At 63.2% G+C, this 20,504-nt stretch carries 21 protein-coding genes and 1 tRNA gene; 11 read left to right on the forward strand and 11 right to left on the reverse strand.

Annotation, left to right across the window (positions count from 1 at the left end):
- Positions 1-197 precede the first annotated feature (197 nt).
- The 3 genes from NKH57_RS06525 (at position 198) to NKH57_RS06535 (ending at position 2,905) form a co-directional block, all read left to right on the forward strand.
- Positions 198-674: a DUF992 domain-containing protein gene (locus NKH57_RS06525; RefSeq protein WP_352725195.1), complete on the forward strand. Its 477-nt coding sequence runs from the start codon at positions 198-200 to the stop codon at positions 672-674.
- A 93-nt stretch (positions 675-767) separates the two neighbouring features.
- A complete protein-coding gene (locus NKH57_RS06530) occupies positions 768-1,265 on the forward strand; it encodes a DUF992 domain-containing protein (protein WP_352942750.1) in 498 nt (165 codons plus the stop codon).
- Positions 1,266-1,468: 203 nt separating this feature from the next.
- Complete coding sequence (locus tag NKH57_RS06535; protein WP_352942753.1) at positions 1,469-2,905, forward strand: MFS transporter; 1,437 nt, start codon at positions 1,469-1,471, stop codon at positions 2,903-2,905.
- 11 nt (positions 2,906-2,916) lie between these two features.
- Here the strand turns inward: NKH57_RS06535 and NKH57_RS06540 are convergent, their stop codons facing one another.
- From NKH57_RS06540 to NKH57_RS06580, 9 genes are all read right to left on the reverse strand, one after another.
- Positions 2,917-3,609, reverse strand: a complete 693-nt coding sequence (locus tag NKH57_RS06540; protein ID WP_352942757.1) for a response regulator transcription factor — start codon at positions 3,607-3,609, stop codon at positions 2,917-2,919.
- Entirely contained in the window at positions 3,606-6,335 is a 2,730-nt protein-coding gene (locus tag NKH57_RS06545; protein ID WP_352942759.1) for a DUF4118 domain-containing protein, read from the reverse strand. The genes NKH57_RS06540 and NKH57_RS06545 overlap by 4 nt, the downstream gene beginning before the upstream one ends.
- Positions 6,336-6,389: 54 nt before the next feature.
- Entirely contained in the window at positions 6,390-6,956 is a 567-nt protein-coding gene (gene kdpC, locus NKH57_RS06550; RefSeq protein ID WP_352942762.1) for a potassium-transporting ATPase subunit KdpC, read from the reverse strand.
- 11 nt (positions 6,957-6,967) lie between these two features.
- Positions 6,968-9,061 (reverse strand): potassium-transporting ATPase subunit KdpB, encoded by a 2,094-nt coding sequence (kdpB, locus tag NKH57_RS06555; protein ID WP_352942765.1) that lies wholly within the window; start codon positions 9,059-9,061, stop codon positions 6,968-6,970.
- Positions 9,058-9,273 (reverse strand): hypothetical protein, encoded by a 216-nt coding sequence (locus NKH57_RS06560; RefSeq protein ID WP_352599503.1) that lies wholly within the window; start codon positions 9,271-9,273, stop codon positions 9,058-9,060. Before NKH57_RS06560 ends, kdpB begins: the two co-directional genes overlap by 4 nt.
- A gap of 7 nt (positions 9,274-9,280) precedes the next feature.
- Positions 9,281-10,984, reverse strand: a complete 1,704-nt coding sequence (gene kdpA, locus NKH57_RS06565; RefSeq protein ID WP_352725185.1) for a potassium-transporting ATPase subunit KdpA — start codon at positions 10,982-10,984, stop codon at positions 9,281-9,283.
- Positions 10,985-11,003: 19 nt separating this feature from the next.
- A complete protein-coding gene (gene kdpF / locus NKH57_RS06570) occupies positions 11,004-11,093 on the reverse strand; it encodes a K(+)-transporting ATPase subunit F (protein ID WP_023759665.1) in 90 nt (29 codons plus the stop codon).
- A 760-nt stretch (positions 11,094-11,853) separates the two neighbouring features.
- Positions 11,854-12,078 (reverse strand): alkylphosphonate utilization protein, encoded by a 225-nt coding sequence (locus NKH57_RS06575; protein WP_352942770.1) that lies wholly within the window; start codon positions 12,076-12,078, stop codon positions 11,854-11,856.
- Positions 12,079-12,271: 193 nt separating this feature from the next.
- A tRNA-Ser gene (locus NKH57_RS06580) sits at positions 12,272-12,361 on the reverse strand.
- A gap of 399 nt (positions 12,362-12,760) precedes the next feature.
- Here NKH57_RS06580 and NKH57_RS06585 point away from each other — a divergent pair.
- The 4 genes from NKH57_RS06585 to NKH57_RS06600 all read left to right on the forward strand — a co-directional run bounded on the left by NKH57_RS06585 (position 12,761) and on the right by NKH57_RS06600 (position 15,552).
- On the forward strand, positions 12,761-13,081 hold the full coding sequence (locus tag NKH57_RS06585) for a hypothetical protein (RefSeq protein WP_023759662.1): 321 nt from the start codon (positions 12,761-12,763) through the stop codon (positions 13,079-13,081).
- A 35-nt stretch (positions 13,082-13,116) separates the two neighbouring features.
- Entirely contained in the window at positions 13,117-13,776 is a 660-nt protein-coding gene (gene msrA / locus NKH57_RS06590) for a peptide-methionine (S)-S-oxide reductase MsrA (RefSeq protein WP_352942773.1), read from the forward strand.
- Positions 13,777-13,988: 212 nt separating this feature from the next.
- A complete protein-coding gene (locus NKH57_RS06595) occupies positions 13,989-14,978 on the forward strand; it encodes a BMP family lipoprotein (protein WP_352599493.1) in 990 nt (329 codons plus the stop codon).
- 112 nt (positions 14,979-15,090) lie between these two features.
- Complete coding sequence (locus tag NKH57_RS06600; protein ID WP_352942776.1) at positions 15,091-15,552, forward strand: GNAT family N-acetyltransferase; 462 nt, start codon at positions 15,091-15,093, stop codon at positions 15,550-15,552.
- A gap of 15 nt (positions 15,553-15,567) precedes the next feature.
- Here the strand turns inward: NKH57_RS06600 and NKH57_RS06605 are convergent, their stop codons facing one another.
- Together NKH57_RS06605 and NKH57_RS06610 are read right to left on the reverse strand one after the other, a co-directional pair.
- A complete protein-coding gene (locus NKH57_RS06605) occupies positions 15,568-15,951 on the reverse strand; it encodes a hypothetical protein (RefSeq protein ID WP_352942779.1) in 384 nt (127 codons plus the stop codon).
- Between the two features lie 24 nt (positions 15,952-15,975).
- Positions 15,976-16,185, reverse strand: coding sequence for a SlyX family protein (locus NKH57_RS06610; RefSeq protein WP_352599487.1), 210 nt, complete (start codon positions 16,183-16,185; stop codon positions 15,976-15,978).
- 215 nt (positions 16,186-16,400) lie between these two features.
- Between NKH57_RS06610 and NKH57_RS06615 the strand changes: the two genes are divergently transcribed.
- The 4 genes from NKH57_RS06615 to cdd all read left to right on the forward strand — a co-directional run bounded on the left by NKH57_RS06615 (position 16,401) and on the right by cdd (position 20,498).
- Positions 16,401-17,933 (forward strand): ABC transporter ATP-binding protein, encoded by a 1,533-nt coding sequence (locus tag NKH57_RS06615; RefSeq protein WP_352725145.1) that lies wholly within the window; start codon positions 16,401-16,403, stop codon positions 17,931-17,933.
- A complete protein-coding gene (locus NKH57_RS06620) occupies positions 17,930-19,069 on the forward strand; it encodes an ABC transporter permease (RefSeq protein WP_023759654.1) in 1,140 nt (379 codons plus the stop codon). The genes NKH57_RS06615 and NKH57_RS06620 overlap by 4 nt, the downstream gene beginning before the upstream one ends.
- A gap of 1 nt (position 19,070) precedes the next feature.
- A complete protein-coding gene (locus tag NKH57_RS06625) occupies positions 19,071-20,042 on the forward strand; it encodes an ABC transporter permease (RefSeq protein ID WP_023759653.1) in 972 nt (323 codons plus the stop codon).
- Between the two features lie 63 nt (positions 20,043-20,105).
- Positions 20,106-20,498, forward strand: a complete 393-nt coding sequence (cdd, locus tag NKH57_RS06630; protein WP_352942784.1) for a cytidine deaminase — start codon at positions 20,106-20,108, stop codon at positions 20,496-20,498.
- Positions 20,499-20,504: the final 6 nt, after the last annotated feature.

Genomic DNA, 20,504 nt, shown 5'->3' on the forward strand with positions numbered 1-20,504 from the left:
CGGCAGCATTCCGACACAATCTGCGTGGCATCCAAGTGCCGCGGCGTCCTTTGCGTGTCAGGAAAGACGCACCTCGGCAACTGTGCGTTAACCCCGGCAGCAAGGGGTTGACCCGTGCCTTGTTCGCGCCAAGTTTTCAGCGGAACGGTCTGCCCACCCAATCCGTTGTCAAAAAGCTATTTGCGAAAGGACCTCCCATGATCAAGAAACTCGCCTGCGCCGCTGTCCTCGCCATGACGGCATTTGCCGTCGCCCCGGCCAGCGCCGGCAAGCTGCAACTCGGCACGCTCGACTGCACAATCGATGGCGGCACCGCTTATATCGTCGCGTCCAACAAGGGTGTGTCCTGCGTCTTCCGCCCCCATCATCACGGACCGTCCGAGGTTTACACCGGCGTGATCTCCAAGGTCGGCCTGGATGTCGGCAAGACGCATCAGGGCCAGCTCGTCTGGGCCGTGCTGGCGGCAACGCGCGACCGCGACGGAGGCGATCTGGCCGGCAGCTACTACGGCGTCAACGCCGAGGCGAGCGTCGTGACCGGCGGCGGCGCCAACCTGCTGGTTGGCGGCCTGGACAGCGCCTTCATGCTGGAGCCGCTCAGCGTCCAGGCGCAGACCGGCGTCAACCTTGCTGTGGCCGTGACCTCGCTCCAGCTCATCCATTCGTTCAAGTGAATGCAGTGGAGCCATGCGCTCCACGACCCCTCACACTGCGGCGCGGAACCGGATAGGATGGTTCCGCGTCGTTTGTTTTTGAGGGGGACCGCCATGCCCAAAGCAACCATACCGCAGGCAGCCATTGCCGCTGCGAGGATCGCAACTTTGCTCGCCGGGACGGCGCGGGCGCGGGACCAAGGGATAGAACTCGGCACGCTTGATTGCGCCATCGGCGGCGGCACCGGTTTCATTTTCGGCTCGAGCAAGGATTTGAGCTGCACGTTCAACCCCGCCGACAAGAGCTTCGCTCCGGAAGCCTATTTCGGCGCGGTCAACAAATACGGCCTCGACATCGGCACGACGAAGCAGACGTTCATGCAGTGGATCGTGCTGACGCCGCTGAAGAACATCTATGCCCCGGGTGCGCTGGCCGGCGACTATATCGGCGCCAGCGCCGAAGTGACGGCTGCCGTCGGAGCCGGCGCCAATCTGCTGGTCGGAGGATCCTCGCAGGCCTTCACCTTGCAGCCGCTCAGCCTGCAGACGCAGACCGGCATGAACCTCGCGATCGGCGTCAGCCAGTTCCAGTTGCGCAGCACCGAGAATTGACCGCGCCACCCGACCGCAATCCTATCTCTAAAAATTCGCTTGAGCTCAACCCCGGTTGAGGTTTTACAAGCCTGCCCCGACCGGAGCAGCGCGCTCGATGCGGCGCGCGATATACGCTCCTGCCTGCGCATGGTCCTGCCGGAAACCGGTACTGGCTTCTGGCGTCCTGCTCTGGCGTCAGGATATGGAAAGCAGGGGTGGACATGACCGAAATCAGCACAAACAGGGTCGACTGGCGCGCTTTGTGGGCAAGCGGCGACCTGGCGCGCTTCTGCTTCATCAGCCTCGGCATCCTGCTGCACGCCACCAACGAAACCATGGTGGCCACGGTGATGCCGGCCATGGTCGGCGAACTGGCCGGCGTGCAACTCGTCGGCTGGTCGCTGGCTATCTACGAACTCGGCGCCATCGTCGCCGGTGCGGCCGCTGGACGTCTGGTGAGCTATGTCCCGCTGCGCACCAACATGGTGGTCGCCGCGCTCCTTTACGCAGCCGGAGCGCTGATCTGCTCCACCTCGCCTTCCATGCAACTGTTCCTTGCCGGCCGCCTGATCGAGGGGCTTGGCGGCGGTGCGCTGGTGTCGCTGGCCTTCGTCTCGGTCGAGCGGCTGTTCTCGCGCGCCATCTGGCCACAGCTTTTCGGCATCATGTCGGCGATCTGGGGCGTCGCCGCCTTCAGCGGACCATTGCTCGGCGCGATCATGACCGAGCTGTTGTCATGGCGCTGGGCCTTCGGCGTCTTCACCCTCGGCGGCACCGCCATGGCGCTGGCAAGCTTCATCGTGCTCGACACGCCGGAGGCGACGAAACCCAGGACGAGCATAGGCAAGGCGCCGCCCTTCCCGTTCGCAGCCCTTGGCTGCCTTGCCGTCGCCGTGGTGCTGATCGCCTCGGCCGGCGTGGACATCGCCTTGCTGCGCTCCTCGCTGCTGATGGTCCTTGGCCTGGCTGGCCTGGTGCTGTTCTTCTCCATCGACGCGTTGAAGCCGCGCTCGCGGCTGTTTCCGGCGCAGCTGTTTTCGTGGCGCACGCCGGTCGGCGCCGGCATGACCATGGTTGCCGCCTTTTCGGTGGCGACCTGTTCCTTCGGCGTCTACGGCCCGCTGCTGCTCACCAGCCTGCACGACATTCCGCTGCTGACCACCGGCTACATCATCGCCGCCGAATCGATCGCCTGGTCGATCCTGTCGATCCTGGTCGCCAACGCACCACCGCAACGCGAGCGACTGATCATCGTCGGCGGCGCGGCGATGATCGCGGCCGGTATTGCCGGCTTTGCCTATACGATACCCCTAGGCTCCATCCCGCTGATCCTGATCTGCGCGCTGCTGCAGGGCGGTGGCTTCGGCGTCTCATGGCCCTTCCTGACGCGCGTCATCGTCGCCTCAGCGCCTGAAAGCGAGCAGACCATCGCCTCGGCGGCGGTGCCGACCATGCAGCGGATCGGCTATGCCGTGGGTGCCGCACTCGCCGGCATCGTCGCCAACGCCAGCGGCTTTTCGCAAGGTTTGAACCATGACGCGGCGGCGAATGTCGCGTCCTGGTTATTTCTCGCCTTCGTGCCGCTCGGCATTGTCGGCTGCCTGGCGGCCTTCCGGGCATCCACGCCCTTCGGTCAGCCGCGGGAAGCGATCGGCTAGATCTTGGCCGCTCACTCGACCTCGCGCAGGCGGTAACCAACGCCGGTCTCGGTGGTGATGTAGCGCGGCTGGTCAGGGGTCTTTTCGATCTTCTGCCTGAGCTGCCGGACATAGACCCTGAGATACTGCACGTCGGTCGAATCGCCCCAGACCTGCTTCAACAGGAAATGATGGGTCAGCACCCTGCCGGCGTGCTGCACGAGAATGCGCAGGATGTCGTATTCCTTCGGCGAGAGCTTTACGTCCTTGCCCTCGACCTTGACGATGCGCTTGACCAGATCGACGGACAGGTCGCCGGTCTGGAAAACGGGCTTCTCGCCCTGTTGCTGGAATTTGTGCCGCAGCGCCACACGGATGCGCGCGACCAGTTCGTTCATGCCGAACGGTTTGGTGACATAGTCATCGGCGCCGAGTTCGAGAGCCTGGACGATGCCGGCCTCGTCGGTGCGGCTGGACAGGATGACCACCGGAATGTCGACGCCGTCGCCACGCCATTTGCGCAACAGCTCATGGCCGCTCATGCCGGGCAGGCCTAGGTCGAGCAGGACAAGGTCCGGCCTCTCAGTCTCCATCAGCTCGATCGCTGCTTTGGCGTTCGGCGCCTCGCTGATCGCGTAGCCCTGGCTGCCGAGCCCGACACGCAGCAGCTTTCGGATCGGCGGCTCGTCATCGACGACCAGTATCCTGACGTTCGAGTTTGTCATGCCAAGTCGCCCCCATCATCCGTGGCAGAGGCGTCGAGATCGGGCGTGTTGGCCGGCTTCGGCATCTTGATGGTGAAGACCGCGCCCGAGCGATCGGTCCGGTTTGCCGCCGTGATCGTCCCGCCCATCGCCTCGATGAAACCACGACAAATCGACAGCCCGAGCCCGGTGCCGGCGCGAACCTGGTCGCCCTTGCGCACCCGGTAGAAGGTGTCGAAGATCCGTTCCAGATCGCCGGTGGGAATGCCCGGACCTTCATCCATGACCTGCAGGAGGACCGAGCCGTTGTCGGTCCAGCCCTGAACGCGGATCGTCGAGCCGGATGGCGCGTATTTCGCTGCATTGTCGAGAAGATTGAACAGCGCCTGCTCGAACAGGACGGGATCGACCTTCAACATCGGCAAATCCGAGGTGATGTCCATCTCGATCTTGTGCTCGGCGATGATCTTCCTGGCACGCTGCAGGGCGGAGCCGACGATGTCGCCGACATAGTGGAAGGCGTAGTTCGGCTCCATCGCGCCGGACTCGATCTTGGTCATGTCGAGCAGATTGGCGATGAAGCGGTTCAGCCGCTCGGATTCGTCGAGCACGGTCGACAAAAGCTCTGCCCGATCCTGTTCGGGAAGTGCCGGGGCGAATTCCCGCAGCGTGCCGGCCGCGCCCATGATGGCTGCGAGCGGCGTCTTCAGATCATGGGAGATGGAGGTGAGAAGGGCCGAGCGCAGCCTGTCCGCCTCGGCGGCAAGCTTGGCGCGGTCGACGTCGGCGACCAGCTGGATGCGCTCGATGGCGACCGCCGCCTGATCGGCCAGTGCGTCGAGCAGGCGCCGTTGTTCGGGCGTCAGCAGCGGCCCCTGTTTGTCATTGTCGAGGCCGACGACTCCGAGTGCCGTGCGCCCCGTGCGCAACGGAAGATAAAGCCGCTTGGCGCCGGGAAGCGTGTCGGCGCCACGTCCGGCGGCCCGATTATGCTCCCAGGCCCAGCGGGCGGCGGCGATGTCGGCTTCGGCCAGCGTGTCGTCTGGCGGATAGCCGGCCTTGACGGTGATCGTTCCGTCCTCCGGCAAGAGCAGCACCACCCGTAGCTTCAGCATCGAGGCGATCTGGAAAGCGGTGGCCCAGAGTACATCGTCGAGGGTGCCGGCACCGGCAAGCTTCTTCGAAAAGAGGTAGATATCCTCCGTGGCCCGCGCCCGTGAGCGGGCGGCGACCGCCTGGCGCTGCACGCGCGCCGTCAGATTGCTGGCGATAACGGCGACAACCAGGAAGACGCCGAGCGCGACAATGCTTTCCGGATCCCGGATGGTCAGCGTGTAGCGCGGTTCCAGGAAGAAATAGTTGAAGGCAAGGGCGCTGACGAAACAGGCATATAGAGCCGGCCATAGGCCACCGGTCACCGCCGATGCCAGCACCGCGATGAGAAAGATGATCGCCAGATTGCGGACGTCGAGAAACTGGTCGAGAACGACGGCGAAGGCGAGCGAGCCCATGAGATAGGCCGTGGCCTTGAGATAGGGCCAGATCTCGAACTGCCGCTGCTCGTCCGCCGCCCTGACGCTTCTCGACGCCGCCTCGGTGCCGCGTTCGTTTCCCGAAATGACATGGACGCTGATGTCGCCGGCATTGCGGATGAGATCATAGGTGAGCGAGCCTTCGATCAATTCCCGCCAGCGCGACCGGGTCGGCCTGCCCACCACTATATGGGTGAAGTTGTTCGCCGTCGCGTAACGCACGATGTCCTGCGCCACATTCTGACCCGGTATGGTCGTCACCTCGGCGCCAAGCTGCTGGGCGAGGCGCAGGTTGTTTGCGAGCCGGTCCTTGTCCTCCTCGGGCATACTGGCCAAGCGCGGGCTATCGACATGCAGCGCCGTCCAGGGGGCACGCAGCCGGTCGGCCAGCCTGCGCGCATAGCGGACGCGGGCCGCTCCTCCCCGACGCGCGTCGAGGCAGACGAGAACCCTTTCCCCGGCTGCCCATGGTCCGGGAATGGCATGCGCCTGCATATGGATCAGCAACTGGTCGTCGACGCGCTGCGCGGTGCGGCGCAGCGCCAACTCCCTGAGCGCCGTCAGATTGCCTGATGAGAAATAGTTCTCGATCGCGCGCCGGGCGGTGTTGGGGAAGTAGACCTTGCCTTCCTCGAGCCGTTTGATCAGGTCGTCAGGGGTAAGATCGATGATCTCGACATCGTCGGCCTGGTCGATGATGGAATCGGGAACCGTTTCGCGCACCCTGACCTTGGTGATCTGGGCGACGACGTCGTTCAGGCTTTCGACATGCTGGATGTTGAGCGTCGTGTAGACGTCGATGCCGTGCGTCAGGATTTCCTGAACGTCGAGATAGCGCTTGGGGTGGCGACTGCCGGGCGCGTTGGTGTGGGCGAGTTCGTCGACGAGAACCAGCGCCGGGCGCCGGGCAAGGATGGCGTCGATATCCATCTCGTCGAGGATGCGCCCCTTGTAGTCGACCTTGCGGCGCGGAATGACCTCATAGCCCTCGACCAGGGCCAGCGTTTCCTTGCGGCCATGCGTCTCGACGATGCCGATGATCACGTCCACGCCGTCGGCCACCCTGGCGCGGCCAGACATCAGCATTTCGTAGGTCTTGCCGACGCCCGGTGCCGCGCCGAGGAATATCCGCAGACGGCCGCGCCCTTCCCGCTCGGCATGATCGAGCAGTGCGTCGGGAGAAGGTCTGGTGTCGTTGCTTCTGTCGTCCGGCATCATTATCGATCATGGATGGAGCCGGGGATACTGTCGATCCCCGGCCCGAGCCATTCACTCTTTCGCTGCGTCCAGTGCAAGATTGAGACCCAGCACATTGACCACCGGTTCGCCCATGAAGCCGAGCTCCCTGCCCTCGACACGGGCGTCGACCAGCGCCTTGATCCTGGCCTCGTCGATCCCCCTGGCCTTGGCCACCCTTGCGACCTGGAAGTACGCGGCTTCCGGGCTGATGTCAGGATCGAGGCCGCTGCCTGAGGTGGTTACAAGGTCGATCGGCACTGGCTGGCTCGGATTCTGCTCCTTCAGCTTTTCAGCATCGCCCTTGATGCGGTCGATCAGCTTGGGATTGGTCGGACCTAAATTGCTGCCGCCCGAGGCAGCGGCATTGTAGCCGTCGCCGGCTGCCGAGGGGCGGCCGTGGAAATACCGGTCGCTGGCAAAGCCCTGGCCGATCAGTTCGGAGCCGATGACTTTGCCGTCCTTCTCGATCAGGCTGCCATTGGCCTGGCGGGGGAACAGTACCTGGGCGATGCCGGTCATGCCCAAGGGATAGATCAGGCCGGTTAGCACCGTGAAAAAGACGATCATGATAATCGCGGGTCTTATCTGGGTAAGCATGGGGATATTCCTTAAGCGAGGCCAAGCGCGATGACGATCATGTCGATCGCCTTGATGCCGACGAAGGGCACGATGATGCCGCCGAGACCATAGACGAGCAGGTTGCGGCTGAGCAGCGCGCCGGCACCGATGGCACGATATTTGACGCCTTTCAGCGACAGCGGGATCAGCGCGATGATGATCAGCGCGTTGAAGATGATGGCCGACAGGATGGCGCTTTGCGGCGTGGCCAGATGCATGATGTTGAGCGCCTGCAACGGGCCGGTGGTTTGCCCCGGCGCGATGTAGAAGGCAGCGAACATCGCCGGGATGATGGCGAAGTACTTGGCCACGTCGTTGGCGATGGAGAAGGTCGTCAGCGAGCCGCGCGTCATCAGCAGCGCCTTGCCGATCTCGACGATCTCGATGAGCTTGGTCGGATCGCTGTCGAGGTCGACCATGTTGCCGGCCTCGCGGGCGGCGACCGTGCCGGTGTTCATGGCGACGCCGACATCGGCCTGGGCAAGGGCCGGCGCATCGTTGGTGCCGTCGCCGCACATGGCGACCAGCTTGCCCTTGGCCTGCTCGTCACGGATCAGCTTCAGCTTGTCCTCGGGCGTCGCCTGGGCGAGGAAATCGTCGACGCCGGCTTCCGCGGCAATGGCCGCCGCTGTCATCGGATTGTCGCCGGTGATCATCACCGTGCGGATGCCCATCTTGCGCAGTTCGGTGAAGCGTTCCCTGATGCCGCCCTTGACGATATCCTTGAGGTGGACGACGCCGAGCAGGCGCCCGTCGCGCTCGACAGCCAGCGGCGTGCCGCCCGATTTGGCGATCTCGTCGGCGATCGCCTGCAGGTCGCGGACGGTATCGCTGCCGGGCCGCGTGGCGTGTGCGGCGACCGTCGACTGGCTGACATGGGCGAGCACGGAATCGACCGCGCCCTTGCGCACCGAGGAGCCGTCGATGTCGACGCCGCTCATACGGGTCTGCGCGGTGAAAGGCACGAAGGTGGCGTGCAGCGTGGCCATGTCGCGGGCGCGGATGGCGTATTTCTCCTTGGCCAGCACGACGATCGAACGGCCTTCCGGCGTTTCATCTGCAAGCGAGGCGAGTTGTGCCGCGTCGGCCAGCTCCTGCTCGGTGACGCCCTTGACCGGGCGGAACTCGGTTGCCTGGCGGTTGCCGAGCGTGATCGTGCCGGTCTTGTCGAGCAGCAGCGTGTCGACGTCGCCGGCAGCCTCGACGGCGCGGCCCGACATGGCCAGCACATTGAAGCGCACCAGGCGGTCCATGCCTGCGATACCGATGGCAGACAGCAGCGCGCCGATCGTGGTCGGGATCAGGGTGACGAACAGGGCGACGAGCACGGTGACCGAGATATAGCCGCCCGAATAGGTCGCAAAGCTCGGGATCGTCGCGGTGGCCAGCACGAAGATCAGTGTCATGCCGACGAGCAGGATGTTGAGCGCGATCTCGTTCGGCGTCTTCTGGCGCTCCGCACCTTCGACCAGCGAAATCATCCGGTCGAGGAAGGTGTGGCCGGAAGCCGCCGTGATGCGCACGCGGATCCAGTCGGACAAAACCTGCGTGCCGCCGGTGACCGCCGAGCGGTCGCCGCCGGATTCACGGATGACCGGCGCGGACTCGCCGGTGATCGCCGCTTCATTGACCGAAGCGACGCCTTCGATCACCTCGCCGTCGGACGGGATGATGTCGCCGGCCTCGACCAGCACCGCATCGCCGACCTTGAGGCTGGTGCCGGGCACAAGTTTGTATCTGGTGCGGTCTTCGCCGGTCAGAAGCTTGGCCTGGGTCTCGGTGCGCGCTTTGCGCAGCGAATCCGCCTGTGCCTTGCCGCGGCCTTCAGCAACCGCTTCGGCGAAATTGGCGAACAGCACGGTGAACCATAGCCAGATGATGATCTGCAGCGTGAAGCCGAGATTGCCGCCGCCGGTGACCAGGTCCTTGACGAACAGCACCGTGGTGAGGGCCGAGACGACGGCGACGACGAACATCACCGGGTTCCTGGCCAGCGTGCGCGGGTCAAGCTTGCGGAAGGCGCCGCCAATGGCGGGAAGCAGGATGCGGGCATCCATGATGCTTGCTGATTTCGAGCGGCTCATTTTGAAGCTCCGGCTTCGGTGTTGTTGGACGGCACTGGATGATCGGATGCCGAAAGGAAGTGCGGCGGCCCGTAGACCAGCAACCAGAGGACGAGCATGACTGCCGCGAGGCCGAGAAAGGTCGACAGGGTCGGGAAAGGAGGAGGTCTCTCCTCCTTCCCGTGATCGCCACTGTGGCTGATGTTGCGGCGCTTGGTGCTGAACCAGGGCATGACAGCCTCAGAAGGTCTGCCCGTGGATCATTGCCAGGTGTTCGATGATCGGCCCGACGGCGAGCGCCGGGAAGAAGGTCAGACCACCGACGATGAGGATGACGCCGACCAGCAGCCCAACGAACAGCGGGCCATCGGTCGGGAAGGTGCCGGCGGAAGCCGGAACCGTCTTCTTCGCCACCAGCGAGCCGGCGATGGCCAGTGCCGGGATGATGACCAGGAAGCGGCCCATCAACATTCCGATGCCGATGGTGATGTTGTACCAGGGCGTGTTGCCGCTGAGTCCGCCGAAGGCCGAGCCATTGTTCGCCGCAGCCGATGTGTAGGCATAGAGAACCTCGGAGAAGCCGTGCGGGCCGGCATTGCCCATCGACGCCACACCGGTCGGCAGCACGACCGCGATGGCGGTGAAGATCAGCATCGCCAGCGGCAGGCACAGGATGGCCAGCATCGCCATCTTGACCTCTTTGGCCTCGACCTTCTTGCCGAGATATTCGGGCGTGCGGCCGACCATCAGGCCGGCGACGAAGACGGCGATGACGATGTACATCAGGATGCCGTAGAGACCGGCGCCGACACCGCCGACGATGACTTCGCCAAGCTGCATGTTGATGATCGGGATCATGCCGCCGAGCGCGGTGAAGGAGCCGTGCATGGCATTGACGGCGCCGCAGGAGGCGGCGGTGGTGATGACGGCAAACAGCGCCGACAAGGCGACGCCGAAGCGCGTCTCCTTGCCTTCCATGTTGCCGCCGTCGATGCCGAGCGCATGCACCAGCGGGTTGCCGGCGGCTTCCGCCCAGTAGCAGATGATGACGCCGGCGATGAACATGACGCCCATGGCCGACAGGATTGCCCAACCCTGGCGCTGGTTGCCGATCATGCGTCCGAAGACGTTGGTCAAGGCTGCACCGATGGCGAAGATTGACACCATCTGGATCAGGTTGGAGATCGCGTCGGGATTCTCGAAGGGATGTGCGGCATTGGCGTTGAAGAAGCCGCCGCCATTGGTGCCGAGCATCTTGATGGCAACCTGCGAAGCGACCGGGCCGACGGCGATGGTCTGCTGTGCCCCTTCGAGCGTGGTGGCGTTGACGTAGGCGCCAAGCGTCTGCGGCATGCCGAGCCAGACAAAGACCAGCGTCAGCACGATGCTGAACGGCAACAGCAGATAGAGTGTTGAACGGGTCATATCGACCCAGAAATTGCCGATCGACTTGCCGGAAGCCCGGGCAAAACCGCGGATCAGAGCAATGGCAATGGCGATGCCCGTGGCCGCCGAAAAGAAGTTCTGCACAGTCAGGCCAGCCATCTGCACGAGGTAGGACATCGTGCTCTCGCCGCCATAGTTCTGCCAGTTGGTGTTGGTCATGAAGCTGGCGGCGGTGTTGAAGGCCAGACCTGGCTCGACCGCGGTCATGCCGGCGGGATTGTAGGGCAGGCTGCCTTGCAGGCGCTGCAGGACATAAAGCACCAGGAAGCCGGCAAGGTTGAACAGCAGCAGCGCCGCCGCGTAGGTGGTCCAGTGCTGCTCCTCGCGTTCGCTGGTTCCGCAAACGCGGTAGAGCCCGCGCTCGAGCGGGCCGAAGAGTGGCGAGAGCAGCGTGCGGTCGCCCTTGAAGACGCGGTGCATGTAGCCGCCGAGCGGCTTCACCAGCAAAATGATGATCCCGCAATAGACCAGGATCTGTATCCAACCGTTCAGGGTCATGTCTGTGCTTTCGGTGCCTTCAGAAGCGTTCAGGACGAACGAGCGCGTAGGTCAGGTAGGCGAGCAGGAACAAGGTCACGCCACCGCTGAGGATGTAGTCGAGAAGCATGGTCTTATCCTCAGCTCAAATTCTGTCGCATGCTTTGACGAAGGTGAAGAACAGGGCGAAAGACAAAACCCCGATCCCGAGAACAATGATGTCCATTGTGTTTGTTCCTATCTGTACTTTGCGCCCTTGAGGAAAAGGTTCGCAAAATCGTGAAAACGGCCCGCCGCACACTTTGCCGCCGACGAAACCGGTTGTGTTTTCTCAAGGGGGATATGGACCCGATCGCCATAAAGGTTCGAGACGGAGCGGGGCGGAAAGAAATAGGAATTTCATAAAGGTTTTGGCCTGGCGACCATCCAAGGCGTCGCGGCCGGTGCGTCGTGCACGCTCTACCGGCTGGCCGTCACGCCGGCCATGCGGGGCATCATGGTGCAGCCGGTCCGAAACGCCGAAAAGGCCCGGAGGCAAGCCGAGCCGGGCTTTCTATGGCCGGGATGGCTTTCACCCCAAAGATGGCAGGCGCCGTCATTGCTGAACGGATTTGGCCGGCATTCCAATGTCGTTCTGTATTCCTATGGCATCCGAGGGCCATTCCCGCATTTCCGGGGAGGCATCGCTGGACTTGAGGATCGACACTGCCTGCGCTGCCATATCGGCCGGCGGTTTTTAGTTGGCGGCCATAGCGGCCATATAGGCGAAATAGCCGGCTGTGACGGCACACCCTATCGAACGATGTACTGCTCGCAGCCAGTGGGCTGGACGGGACGTAGCGGTTGAATTGATATTTACCGAAGCTGGATCTTGATTGCCGCCTTGAGGGTCACGCCTTCTTCACGAACTCGGTTTTGAGCACCAGGCCCTTCACTTGCTTGGTGTTGCATTCGATCTCGCCGGGATTGCCGTTGAGGCGAACGTTCTTCACCAACGTGCCCCGCTTGATCGTCTCCGAAGTGCCTTTGACTTTGAGGTCCTTGATCAGCGTGACGGAATCGCCGTCATTCAATTGAGCGCCATTGCTGTCGCGCACGATTACATCGTTTGGCATGCCGTCTCCTGTGATTTGGATCACCACTACCAGATCGCGTAACAATTCCAAAACCGGCTTGTGGGCGTTCACACATGCACCCTTGCTAGCCGACAAGATCACCGCGAATTTGGACACCAGAATAGGGCATTGATCCTTCTGGCGCCCCTTACGAAACGCAACGATATCAGACGATTCTACCATTTTTGTGGAATGGCGGAGAGAGCGGGATTCGAACCCGCGTTACGGTCTCCCGTAAACACACTTTCCAGGCGTGCGCCTTCAACCACTCGGCCACCTCTCCGTCCATGCATGTCACGCCGGCCGGTTTCGCCGCGCGGGTTGGGGAGATGCACCTCCCTTGGGGCGGAGGCGGAACTTCCGCCATCGGCGTCGCCAACCAGCGAACGCCCTTCCCCTGTACCTGAGCCGTCGAAGCAACAGGTGCGGGGCTCATCTAGTCGATCCGGCGCCGAATGCCAAGCCATAACGGCAGTCTATTCGCTTTGCCGGCCACACAGCGTTTCGCGAAGCCGCCAGCGCCGCGCAAACGCAAGCCGGCGGTATAGCTACGACCGGACAAAGCGCCGGAATTCGCGCAGGACGATTGCGAAGTGGGCAGACCCATTCTATCTCTCGTTTCGAAACGTGCCGGAAGGCCCTCCGGAGGAGCTTGAGGACTGACCCGGGAGGAAGGTCGCTGATGTTTCGCTTCATCTTTCGTCTTGCCGCCATGGTCGCCCTGTCGATTTCCGTCATCATGGCGGTGCTCGACGCGACGCGTACCGTGGCGGCCTCAGCACTGGTGCTGACGCCGCTCAACACCAGTTGGCTGGCGGTCTCGCCGGACACTCGGGCCGAATTCGAAACCTTCGTGCGAACCAAGGCCAGCCCTCTGCTGTGGGATGGCGCCGTCGCCTGGGTGCTCAACCAGCCGGGCTTCGCCGTGTTCGCGGCGCTGGCCTTCCTGCTCTATGCGATCGGCTACAGACGGCAACCGCGCGGACGGTTCGCCGCGAACTGATTCCCTTCCGCGTTCCACTCAGAGGAAAGCCGCGAATGTTCTTTCTCAGCGACATGCTGAACAAGAAGCTCAAGCTGCCGAAGCCGACCGAGGCGTTGCCGGGCCGCGCCAGGGCGATCCCGACCGCACGACGGCACCAAGTCTCGAAAAGACCGCTCAAGGGTCCTTATCCCGAGGGGCTGGAGACGGCGATGTTCGGGCTCGGCTGCTTCTGGGGTGCGGAGCGGCTGTTCTGGCAGATCGAAGGCGTCTGGGTCACGGCGGTCGGCTATGCCGGCGGCATCACGCCCAATCCGACCTACCAGGAAACTTGCACCGGCCTCACCGGCCATGCGGAAGTGGTGATGGTCGTCCATGATCCCAGGATCGTCTCCTATGCCGCGCTTCTGAAGCTGTTTTGGGAAAGCCACGACCCGACGCAAGGCATGCGCCAGGGCAATGATGTCGGCACCACTTACCGCTCCGCAATCTACACGCTCAGTGATGCGCAATTGCAGGCGGCGAGCGCCTCACGCGATGCCTATGAGGCTTCGCTGCGCGGCGCCGGCCACGGCGGAATCAGCACCGAGATCGCGCCGGCGACCGAATTCTACTTCGCCGAAGCCGATCACCAGCAATATCTGGCGAAGAACCCCTACGGCACTTGCAACTTGAAAGGCACGGGCGTCGCTTACGGCATTCCGGCCGCCGCCTGAGGTCTTTGGCGCAAAGATCAAGCTGCTGCGCGGCTGCCCTTCGCCATGCTTTTCCAAAAGGTCAAAATTCCGCGTGAATTTTGTTTCGGGCCGTGCCAGATTGCCGCCGAGCGGGAGGGGAATACACTCCTGGCTGACGTCGCATGCCTGCCGGAGAACCGGGCCGGTATGCGGTGCATAACGGAAAAAATAACCGACAGGGTGTGGATCACATGAAACGTATCGTTCTCGGCCTCCTGGCCGCAACCGCAATGGTTCTTCCGGCTTTCGCCGCGGATGTCCAGCCGGCCATCCTCTATGATCTCGGCGGCAAATTCGACAAATCCTTCAACGAAGCTGCCTTCCACGGCGCCGAAAAGTTCAAGACCGAAACCGGCACGGCCTATGTCGAGTTCGAGGTTTCCAACGCCTCGCAGCGCGAGCAGGCGCTGCGCCGCTTCGCCGAGGACGGCCGCAACCCGATCGTCATGGCCGGCTTTGCCTGGGAGGACGCGCTGAAGAAGGTTGCGGCCGAATATCCTGACCTCAACTTCGCCATCATCGACGACGCCGTCGATCTGCCCAATGTCCGCTCGCTGGTATTCAAGGAGAATGAAGGCTCCTATCTGGTCGGCATCCTGGCGGGGATGGCTTCGAAGTCGAAGAAGGTCAGTTTCATCGGCGGCATGGACATCCCGCTGATCCGCAAGTTCGAATGCGGCTATGTCGGCGGCGCCAAGGCGGCCGGCGCGACGGACGTCATCCAGAACATGACCGGTGACACGCCGGCCGCCTGGAACGACCCGGCCAAGGGCGGCGAGATCGCCAAGACGCAGATCGACCAGGGCTCCGACGTGGTCTACGCCGCGGCCGGCGGCACCGGCGTCGGCGTGCTGCAGGCGGCGGCCGATGCCGGCAAGCTTGGCATCGGCGTCGATTCCAACCAGAACGGCCTGCAGCCCGGCAAAGTGCTGACCTCGATGATGAAGCGCGTCGACGTTGCCGTCTACAACGCCTTCATGGACGGCAAGAACGGCACCTTCAAGGGCGGCCTGCAAAACCTCGGCCTCAAGGAAGGCGGCGTCGACTACGCCATGGACGACAACAACAAGGCACTGGTGACCGACGAGATGAAGGCGGCCGTCGAAAAGGCCAAAGCCGACATCATCTCCGGCAAGATCCAGGTGCACGACTACACCACCGACAACGCCTGCCCCTATTGAGCGGCATCCTGCCATGATCTGCAAACCGCCGGGCGCAAGCCTGGCGGTTTGTCCTTTACCGGATCGAGCGAAATGGTCACCGCTCCGCCACGGATGCCACTTCGAGACAACGATGCAGCCGATAATCGAACCCATGGCCGAGCGCGATGTCGAAACGATCGCGCAACTGCGCCTCGCCACCTTTTTCGAGGGGACCGCAAGGACTTTCGAAGAGGACGCTGCAGGCCTTCGCGAACTGCTCGCCGGCGACGGCTTCGAGGCGGCATTCGTGGCCCGCATTGGCGATGTAGCCGTTGGCTCGTGCCTGCTGGTCCGCCACGAACTGGAACCGGCGCATGATCTGACACCATGGCTGGCAGGATTGGCTGTCGATGGTGGCCACAGAAACAAGGGAATCGGCGGTGCGCTAGTCAGGGCGACTGAAGCCCATGCAGTTGGGCAGGGTGTCGAGATGCTCTATCTCTACACATGGGAAGCACGTGATTTCTACGCAGCCCTTGGCTGGAACATGATTGAGGTTTTTGGACAGAACAGCGAAACGATGGCTCTGATGTCGTGCCGGCCGCGAGCGTGATCCCAAAATAAACCCCTAAAACTTGCCCGCCAGATACCCCAGCGCAAAAGCCACGATCAGGCCGACGGCCACTGCAAATCCGCGCCGGCCGCCAAGCGCGTGCAAGCCGCTGCCGTGCGCCCGCTGCGACAGGCTTTGGATCACGGCTGGCGACCCGGCATCGATGAGCCCTGAGTTGCGCATCTGCGGCAGGTCGCCGATGCGCTGCGTGATCTGCTTCCAGCGCTCTTCAGGTTCGGCATGGTCGAAGACATGCATGCGTTCGGCAAGCTGCACGACCGCGTCGCGGAAGGCCGGGTCGATTTCCAGATCGCGCTCGGCCCGTTCGCGTTCCGTGTCGTTCATCAGGCCGAGCACATAGTCGCCGGCCCGCGCGATGCGGTCGCTTTCACTTGCCACGGCATGCACCCTCCCCCTCTTTCCTCACCAGTGCGGCGGCTTGGTTACAGGCACTTCGTCTCCTGCCTGCTCCTCCAGCGCCAGGAACCGTTCGGTCAGCGCATCGAGCTTGCGCTGCATGCGCTCGATCACCTTCCACTGCTCGGCAATCTGACCGGACAGTTCCTCGATGGTCTTCTCCTGTTCGGCGGCGCGAATCTCCAGCGTCGTCAGCCGGTCGGCGGGCATGGTCATTCAAAATCCCCAGTCTTGCAGCGTAAAGCCTTTGCGCCGTGACGCGAATTTCGGCTTCGCCATATTAGCGAATGTGAAGGCCCCGGCCACGTTGGAAATTGACAAGCGCACCGGGATTTGTCGAGAGTGGCCCTGCTCCGGCCAATTGGCACGGGCGGAGCGTCATGCTAGGCGTTTTGACCAAGCGATAAAAAAATAAGAGTGGGACAGGCTGCATGGCGCAAGCCGCAATCGAGCTGATCGGCATCAACAAGAGTTTTGGCGCCGTGCGCGCCAACCGGGACATCAATCTGGAGATCGCGCGCGGCACCATCCACGGCATTGTCGGCGAGAACGGCGCGGGCAAGTCGACGCTGATGTCGATCCTCTATGGCTTTTACCAGGCCGATAGCGGCGAGATCCGAGTCGGCGGTCAGCCGACGGCTATCAAGACGCCCAATGACGCCATCGCGCTCGGCATTGGCATGGTGCATCAGCACTTCATGCTGGTCGACAACTTCTCGGTGCTGGAAAACGTCATCCTCGGCGCCGAGAGCGATGCCCTGCTGAAGAAGAGCATCGCCAAGGCGCGATCCGAACTGGAGCGGCTGGAGCGCGAATACGGACTGGAAGTCGATCCCGATGCGATTATCGAGGAACTGCCGGTCGGCCTGCAGCAGCGTGTCGAGATACTGAAGGCGCTTTATCGCGGCGCCGAGATCCTGATCCTCGACGAGCCGACGGGCGTGTTGACACCGGCCGAGGCCGACCATCTTTTCCGCATCCTCAAGCAGCTGAAGAACCAGGGCAAGACGGTGGTGCTGATCACTCACAAACTGCGCGAGATCATGGACATCACCGACACCGTGTCGGTCATGCGCCAGGGCACGATGGTGGCGACGCGCGAGACGGCCAAGACCACCGTCGAGGAACTGGCGGAGCTGATGGTCGGGCGGCGCGTGCTCCTGAGGGTCGAAAAGGGCGAGGCGGAAGCCGGCGGCGTCAAGCTGGCGGTCAAGAACCTGACGGTGAAGGACACACGCGGCGTCACCATGGTCGACGACATCTCCTTCGATATCAGGGCCGGCGAGATTGTCGGGATCGCCGGTGTCGCCGGCAACGGACAATCCGAACTGCTCGAGGCGATTTCCGGCATCAGGCGAGCCGTCTCCGGCTCGGTCATGCTCGACGGCAAGCCGATCGACCTGACCGGCGCCGCTGATCCCGGCGAATTGCGTGACCGCGGGCTCGCGCACGTGCCGGAGGATCGCCATCACGTCGGGCTGGTGCTTGCCTTCGAGGAGAATGAGAATTCCATCCTCGGCTATCATGACGATCCGCGCTATTTGAAGGGTCCCTTCCTCAACATCGATGCCATCCGCAACGATGCCAAGGACAAGATCGCCAAATACGATATTCGCCCGACGGACTGCCGGCTCAAGACCGCCAATTTTTCCGGTGGCAACCAGCAGAAGATCGTGCTCGCGCGCGAAATGGAACAGGATCCCGGCGTGCTGATCGTCGGCCAGCCGACGCGCGGCGTCGACGTCGGCGCCATCGAATTCATCCACAAGCGCCTGATCGCCATGCGCGACCAGGGCAAGGCAGTGCTGGTGGTATCGGTCGAACTGGATGAGATCCGTTCACTCTCCGACCGCATCCTGGTGATGTTTGCCGGCCGCATCGTCGGCGAGCGCGGCCCGGAAGCGACCGAAGGCGAACTCGGCCTGCTGATGGCCGGCGTCGAACACCAGGAGGCCGCAGAGTGAGCACGCCTTACGCCAAGCTGCCGGCCTGGGCCGACTACGGCCTGATCCCGCTGATCAATCTGTTCGTTGCCTTCGTGGTCGCCGGCTTCGTCGTGCTTCTGGTCGGCGAAAACCCGCTGCGCGCCGCCGTCATCCTGGTCGAGGGTGCCTTCGGCAAGGGCACAGGCATTGCCTTCACCCTTTTCTATGCCACCACGTTCATCTTCACCGGGCTTTCGGTGGCCGTGGCGGCACATTGCGGCCTGTTCAACATCGGCACCGAGGGACAGGCCTACATAGCGGGCCTCGGCATAGCCGTCGTCTGCCTCAGCTTCGACACGACGCTGCCATGGTGGCTGACCTTTCCGCTGGCCATCGTCGCGGCAGCGGTCGTGGGCGCTTTGTGGGCACTGATCCCCGCCTATCTGCAGGCCAAGCGCGGTTCACACATCGTCATCACCACCATCATGTTCAACTTCATCGCCGCCTCGATCATGGTTTACCTGCTGGTCGGCCCGTTGAAGCCGGCAGCCTCGCAAGCGCCGCAGACACGCAACTTCTTCGCCGGCGCGGAATTGCCGAAGCTCAACTGGATCATCGAACTGTTCGGCGCCAAGATCCGTTCGGCGCCGCTCAACATTTCCTTCCTGCTGGCGCTGGCCATGGCCTTCCTGGTCTGGCTGCTGATCTGGCGCACCAAGCTCGGCTATGAGATGCGCACCTATGGCCACAGCCCCAAGGCGGCGCGTTATGCCGGCATTTCCGAAACCCGCATCATCATCACCGCCATGATGATCTCGGGGGCGCTGGCCGGCATGATGGCGCTCAATCCGGTGATGGGCGACCAGCACAATGTTGCGATCGACTTTGTTTCAGGCGCCGGTTTCGTCGGCATCGCGGTGGCGCTGATGGGCCGCCTGCACCCGGTCGGCATCGTGCTGGCGGCGATCCTGTTCGGCATGCTCTATCAGGGCGGCGCCGAACTCGCTTTCGAGATGCCGGCGATCAGCCGTGACATGATCGTCATTATCCAGGGGTTGGTGATCCTGTTTGCCGGCGCTCTCGAGCACATGTTCAGGCCCTACATCCAGGCGCTGTTCGCCTCGTTCAACCCGAGGTCGGTCGGCATGGAAGCGATCAAGGGGAAGGGTGCCTGAGATGGATGTGTTCAACGCAATCGTCCAGACACTGGACTCGACCATCCGGCTTTCGGTGCCGCTGCTGCTCGCTTGCCTCGCCGGCCTCTATTCGGAACGCGCCGGCATCTTCGACATCGGCCTCGAAGGCAAGATGCTGGTCGGCGCCTTCGCCGGCGCGGCGGCGGCTTCCGTGTTCCATTCGGCCTTTCTCGGCCTCGGCATGGCCATCCTGATCTCGGTCGCCTTTGCCATGATCCACGGCTTTGCCTCGATCACCCATCGCGGCAACCAGATCGTCTCCGGCGTGGCGATCAATTTCATCGCCGCCGGATCGACCATCATCCTCGGCCAAGCCTGGTTCCAGCAAGGCGGGCGCACGCCGGCGCTGCAACCGGGCGAGCGCTTCGAGGCCATCATCTGGCCCGGCGCCGATGCCATCCACGATGTGCCGATCATCGGACCGATCTATGCCGAGCTGCTGTCGGGCCACTCGATCCTGGTCTATCTCGCTTTCCTGATGGTGCCGTTTACCTGGTGGGTGCTGTTTCGCACCCGCTTCGGCCTGCGCCTGCGCGCCGTCGGCGAGAACCCGGCCGCCGTCGACACCGCCGGAATCTCGGTCGCCTGGCTGCGCTACCGGGCGCTGATCTGCACCGGCATCCTCACGGGCATTGCCGGCGCCTATCTGTCGATGGTGCAAAATGGCGGCTTCGTGAAGGACATGACCGCCGGCAAGGGCTATATCGCGCTGGCCGCGCTGATTTTCGCCAAGTGGAAGCCGGTCAACGCCATGTTCGCTTGCTTGCTGTTCGGCTTTCTCGACGCGCTGTCGATCCGCCTGCAAGGCTCGCCGCTGCCCATCATCGGCAAGGTGCCGGTGCAGTTCATGCAGGCGCTGCCCTACATCCTCACCGTCATCCTGCTCGCCGGCTTCATCGGCAAGGCGATCCCGCCGCGCGCCGGCGGCGTCCCCTACGTCAAGGAACGCTAAGGTCGAAACGCCGCTCGGCGCAAGCGCCGGGTTTTGGACATGATCCTCGGAGAGAACATCTGAATGTCGCATGATCTGTTCGAGGCCGCCAAGACCGCCATGGCCAAGGCCTACGCGCCCTATTCGAAGTTTCCCGTGGGCGCTGCCTTGCGCACCGAGGACGGTCGCGTCTTTGCCGGTGCCAATATCGAGGTCGCCTCCTACCCGGAAGGCTGGTGCGCGGAGACCACCGCGCTCGGCCATTACATCATGGGCGGCGGCGGCAAGATCGTGGAAATCGCCGTTATCGCCGAACGCATGGCCAAATGCTCGCCCTGCGGCGGCTGCCGGCAGCGGCTGGCCGAATTCTGCCGGCCCGAAACCAAGCTCTATCTCTGCGACGATGCCGGCGTGGCCGAGACCGTGACCATGGGTGACATGCTGCCTTACGGCTTCCGGGGCGACATTTTGAAATGAAGAGGC

This window comes from Mesorhizobium sp. M1050, from assembly GCF_040318715.1.
In the GTDB taxonomy this organism is placed as follows: Bacteria; Pseudomonadota; Alphaproteobacteria; order Rhizobiales; family Rhizobiaceae; genus Mesorhizobium.

Coding starts and splice junctions, on each gene's coding strand:
- NKH57_RS06525 (WP_352725195.1), top strand. CDS start 198: ATGATCAAGAAACTCGCCTGCGCCGCTGTCCTCGCCATGACGGCATTT.
- NKH57_RS06530 (WP_352942750.1), top strand. CDS start 768: ATGCCCAAAGCAACCATACCGCAGGCAGCCATTGCCGCTGCGAGGATC.
- NKH57_RS06535 (WP_352942753.1), top strand. CDS start 1,469: ATGACCGAAATCAGCACAAACAGGGTCGACTGGCGCGCTTTGTGGGCA.
- NKH57_RS06540 (WP_352942757.1), bottom strand. CDS start 3,609: ATGACAAACTCGAACGTCAGGATACTGGTCGTCGATGACGAGCCGCCG.
- NKH57_RS06545 (WP_352942759.1), bottom strand. CDS start 6,335: ATGCCGGACGACAGAAGCAACGACACCAGACCTTCTCCCGACGCACTG.
- kdpC (WP_352942762.1), bottom strand. CDS start 6,956: ATGCTTACCCAGATAAGACCCGCGATTATCATGATCGTCTTTTTCACG.
- kdpB (WP_352942765.1), bottom strand. CDS start 9,061: ATGAGCCGCTCGAAATCAGCAAGCATCATGGATGCCCGCATCCTGCTT.
- NKH57_RS06560 (WP_352599503.1), bottom strand. CDS start 9,273: ATGCCCTGGTTCAGCACCAAGCGCCGCAACATCAGCCACAGTGGCGAT.
- kdpA (WP_352725185.1), bottom strand. CDS start 10,984: ATGACCCTGAACGGTTGGATACAGATCCTGGTCTATTGCGGGATCATC.
- kdpF (WP_023759665.1), bottom strand. CDS start 11,093: ATGCTTCTCGACTACATCCTCAGCGGTGGCGTGACCTTGTTCCTGCTC.
- NKH57_RS06575 (WP_352942770.1), bottom strand. CDS start 12,078: ATGCCAAACGATGTAATCGTGCGCGACAGCAATGGCGCTCAATTGAAT.
- NKH57_RS06585 (WP_023759662.1), top strand. CDS start 12,761: ATGTTTCGCTTCATCTTTCGTCTTGCCGCCATGGTCGCCCTGTCGATT.
- msrA (WP_352942773.1), top strand. CDS start 13,117: ATGTTCTTTCTCAGCGACATGCTGAACAAGAAGCTCAAGCTGCCGAAG.
- NKH57_RS06595 (WP_352599493.1), top strand. CDS start 13,989: ATGAAACGTATCGTTCTCGGCCTCCTGGCCGCAACCGCAATGGTTCTT.
- NKH57_RS06600 (WP_352942776.1), top strand. CDS start 15,091: ATGCAGCCGATAATCGAACCCATGGCCGAGCGCGATGTCGAAACGATC.
- NKH57_RS06610 (WP_352599487.1), bottom strand. CDS start 16,185: ATGACCATGCCCGCCGACCGGCTGACGACGCTGGAGATTCGCGCCGCC.
- NKH57_RS06615 (WP_352725145.1), top strand. CDS start 16,401: ATGGCGCAAGCCGCAATCGAGCTGATCGGCATCAACAAGAGTTTTGGC.
- NKH57_RS06625 (WP_023759653.1), top strand. CDS start 19,071: ATGGATGTGTTCAACGCAATCGTCCAGACACTGGACTCGACCATCCGG.
- cdd (WP_352942784.1), top strand. CDS start 20,106: ATGTCGCATGATCTGTTCGAGGCCGCCAAGACCGCCATGGCCAAGGCC.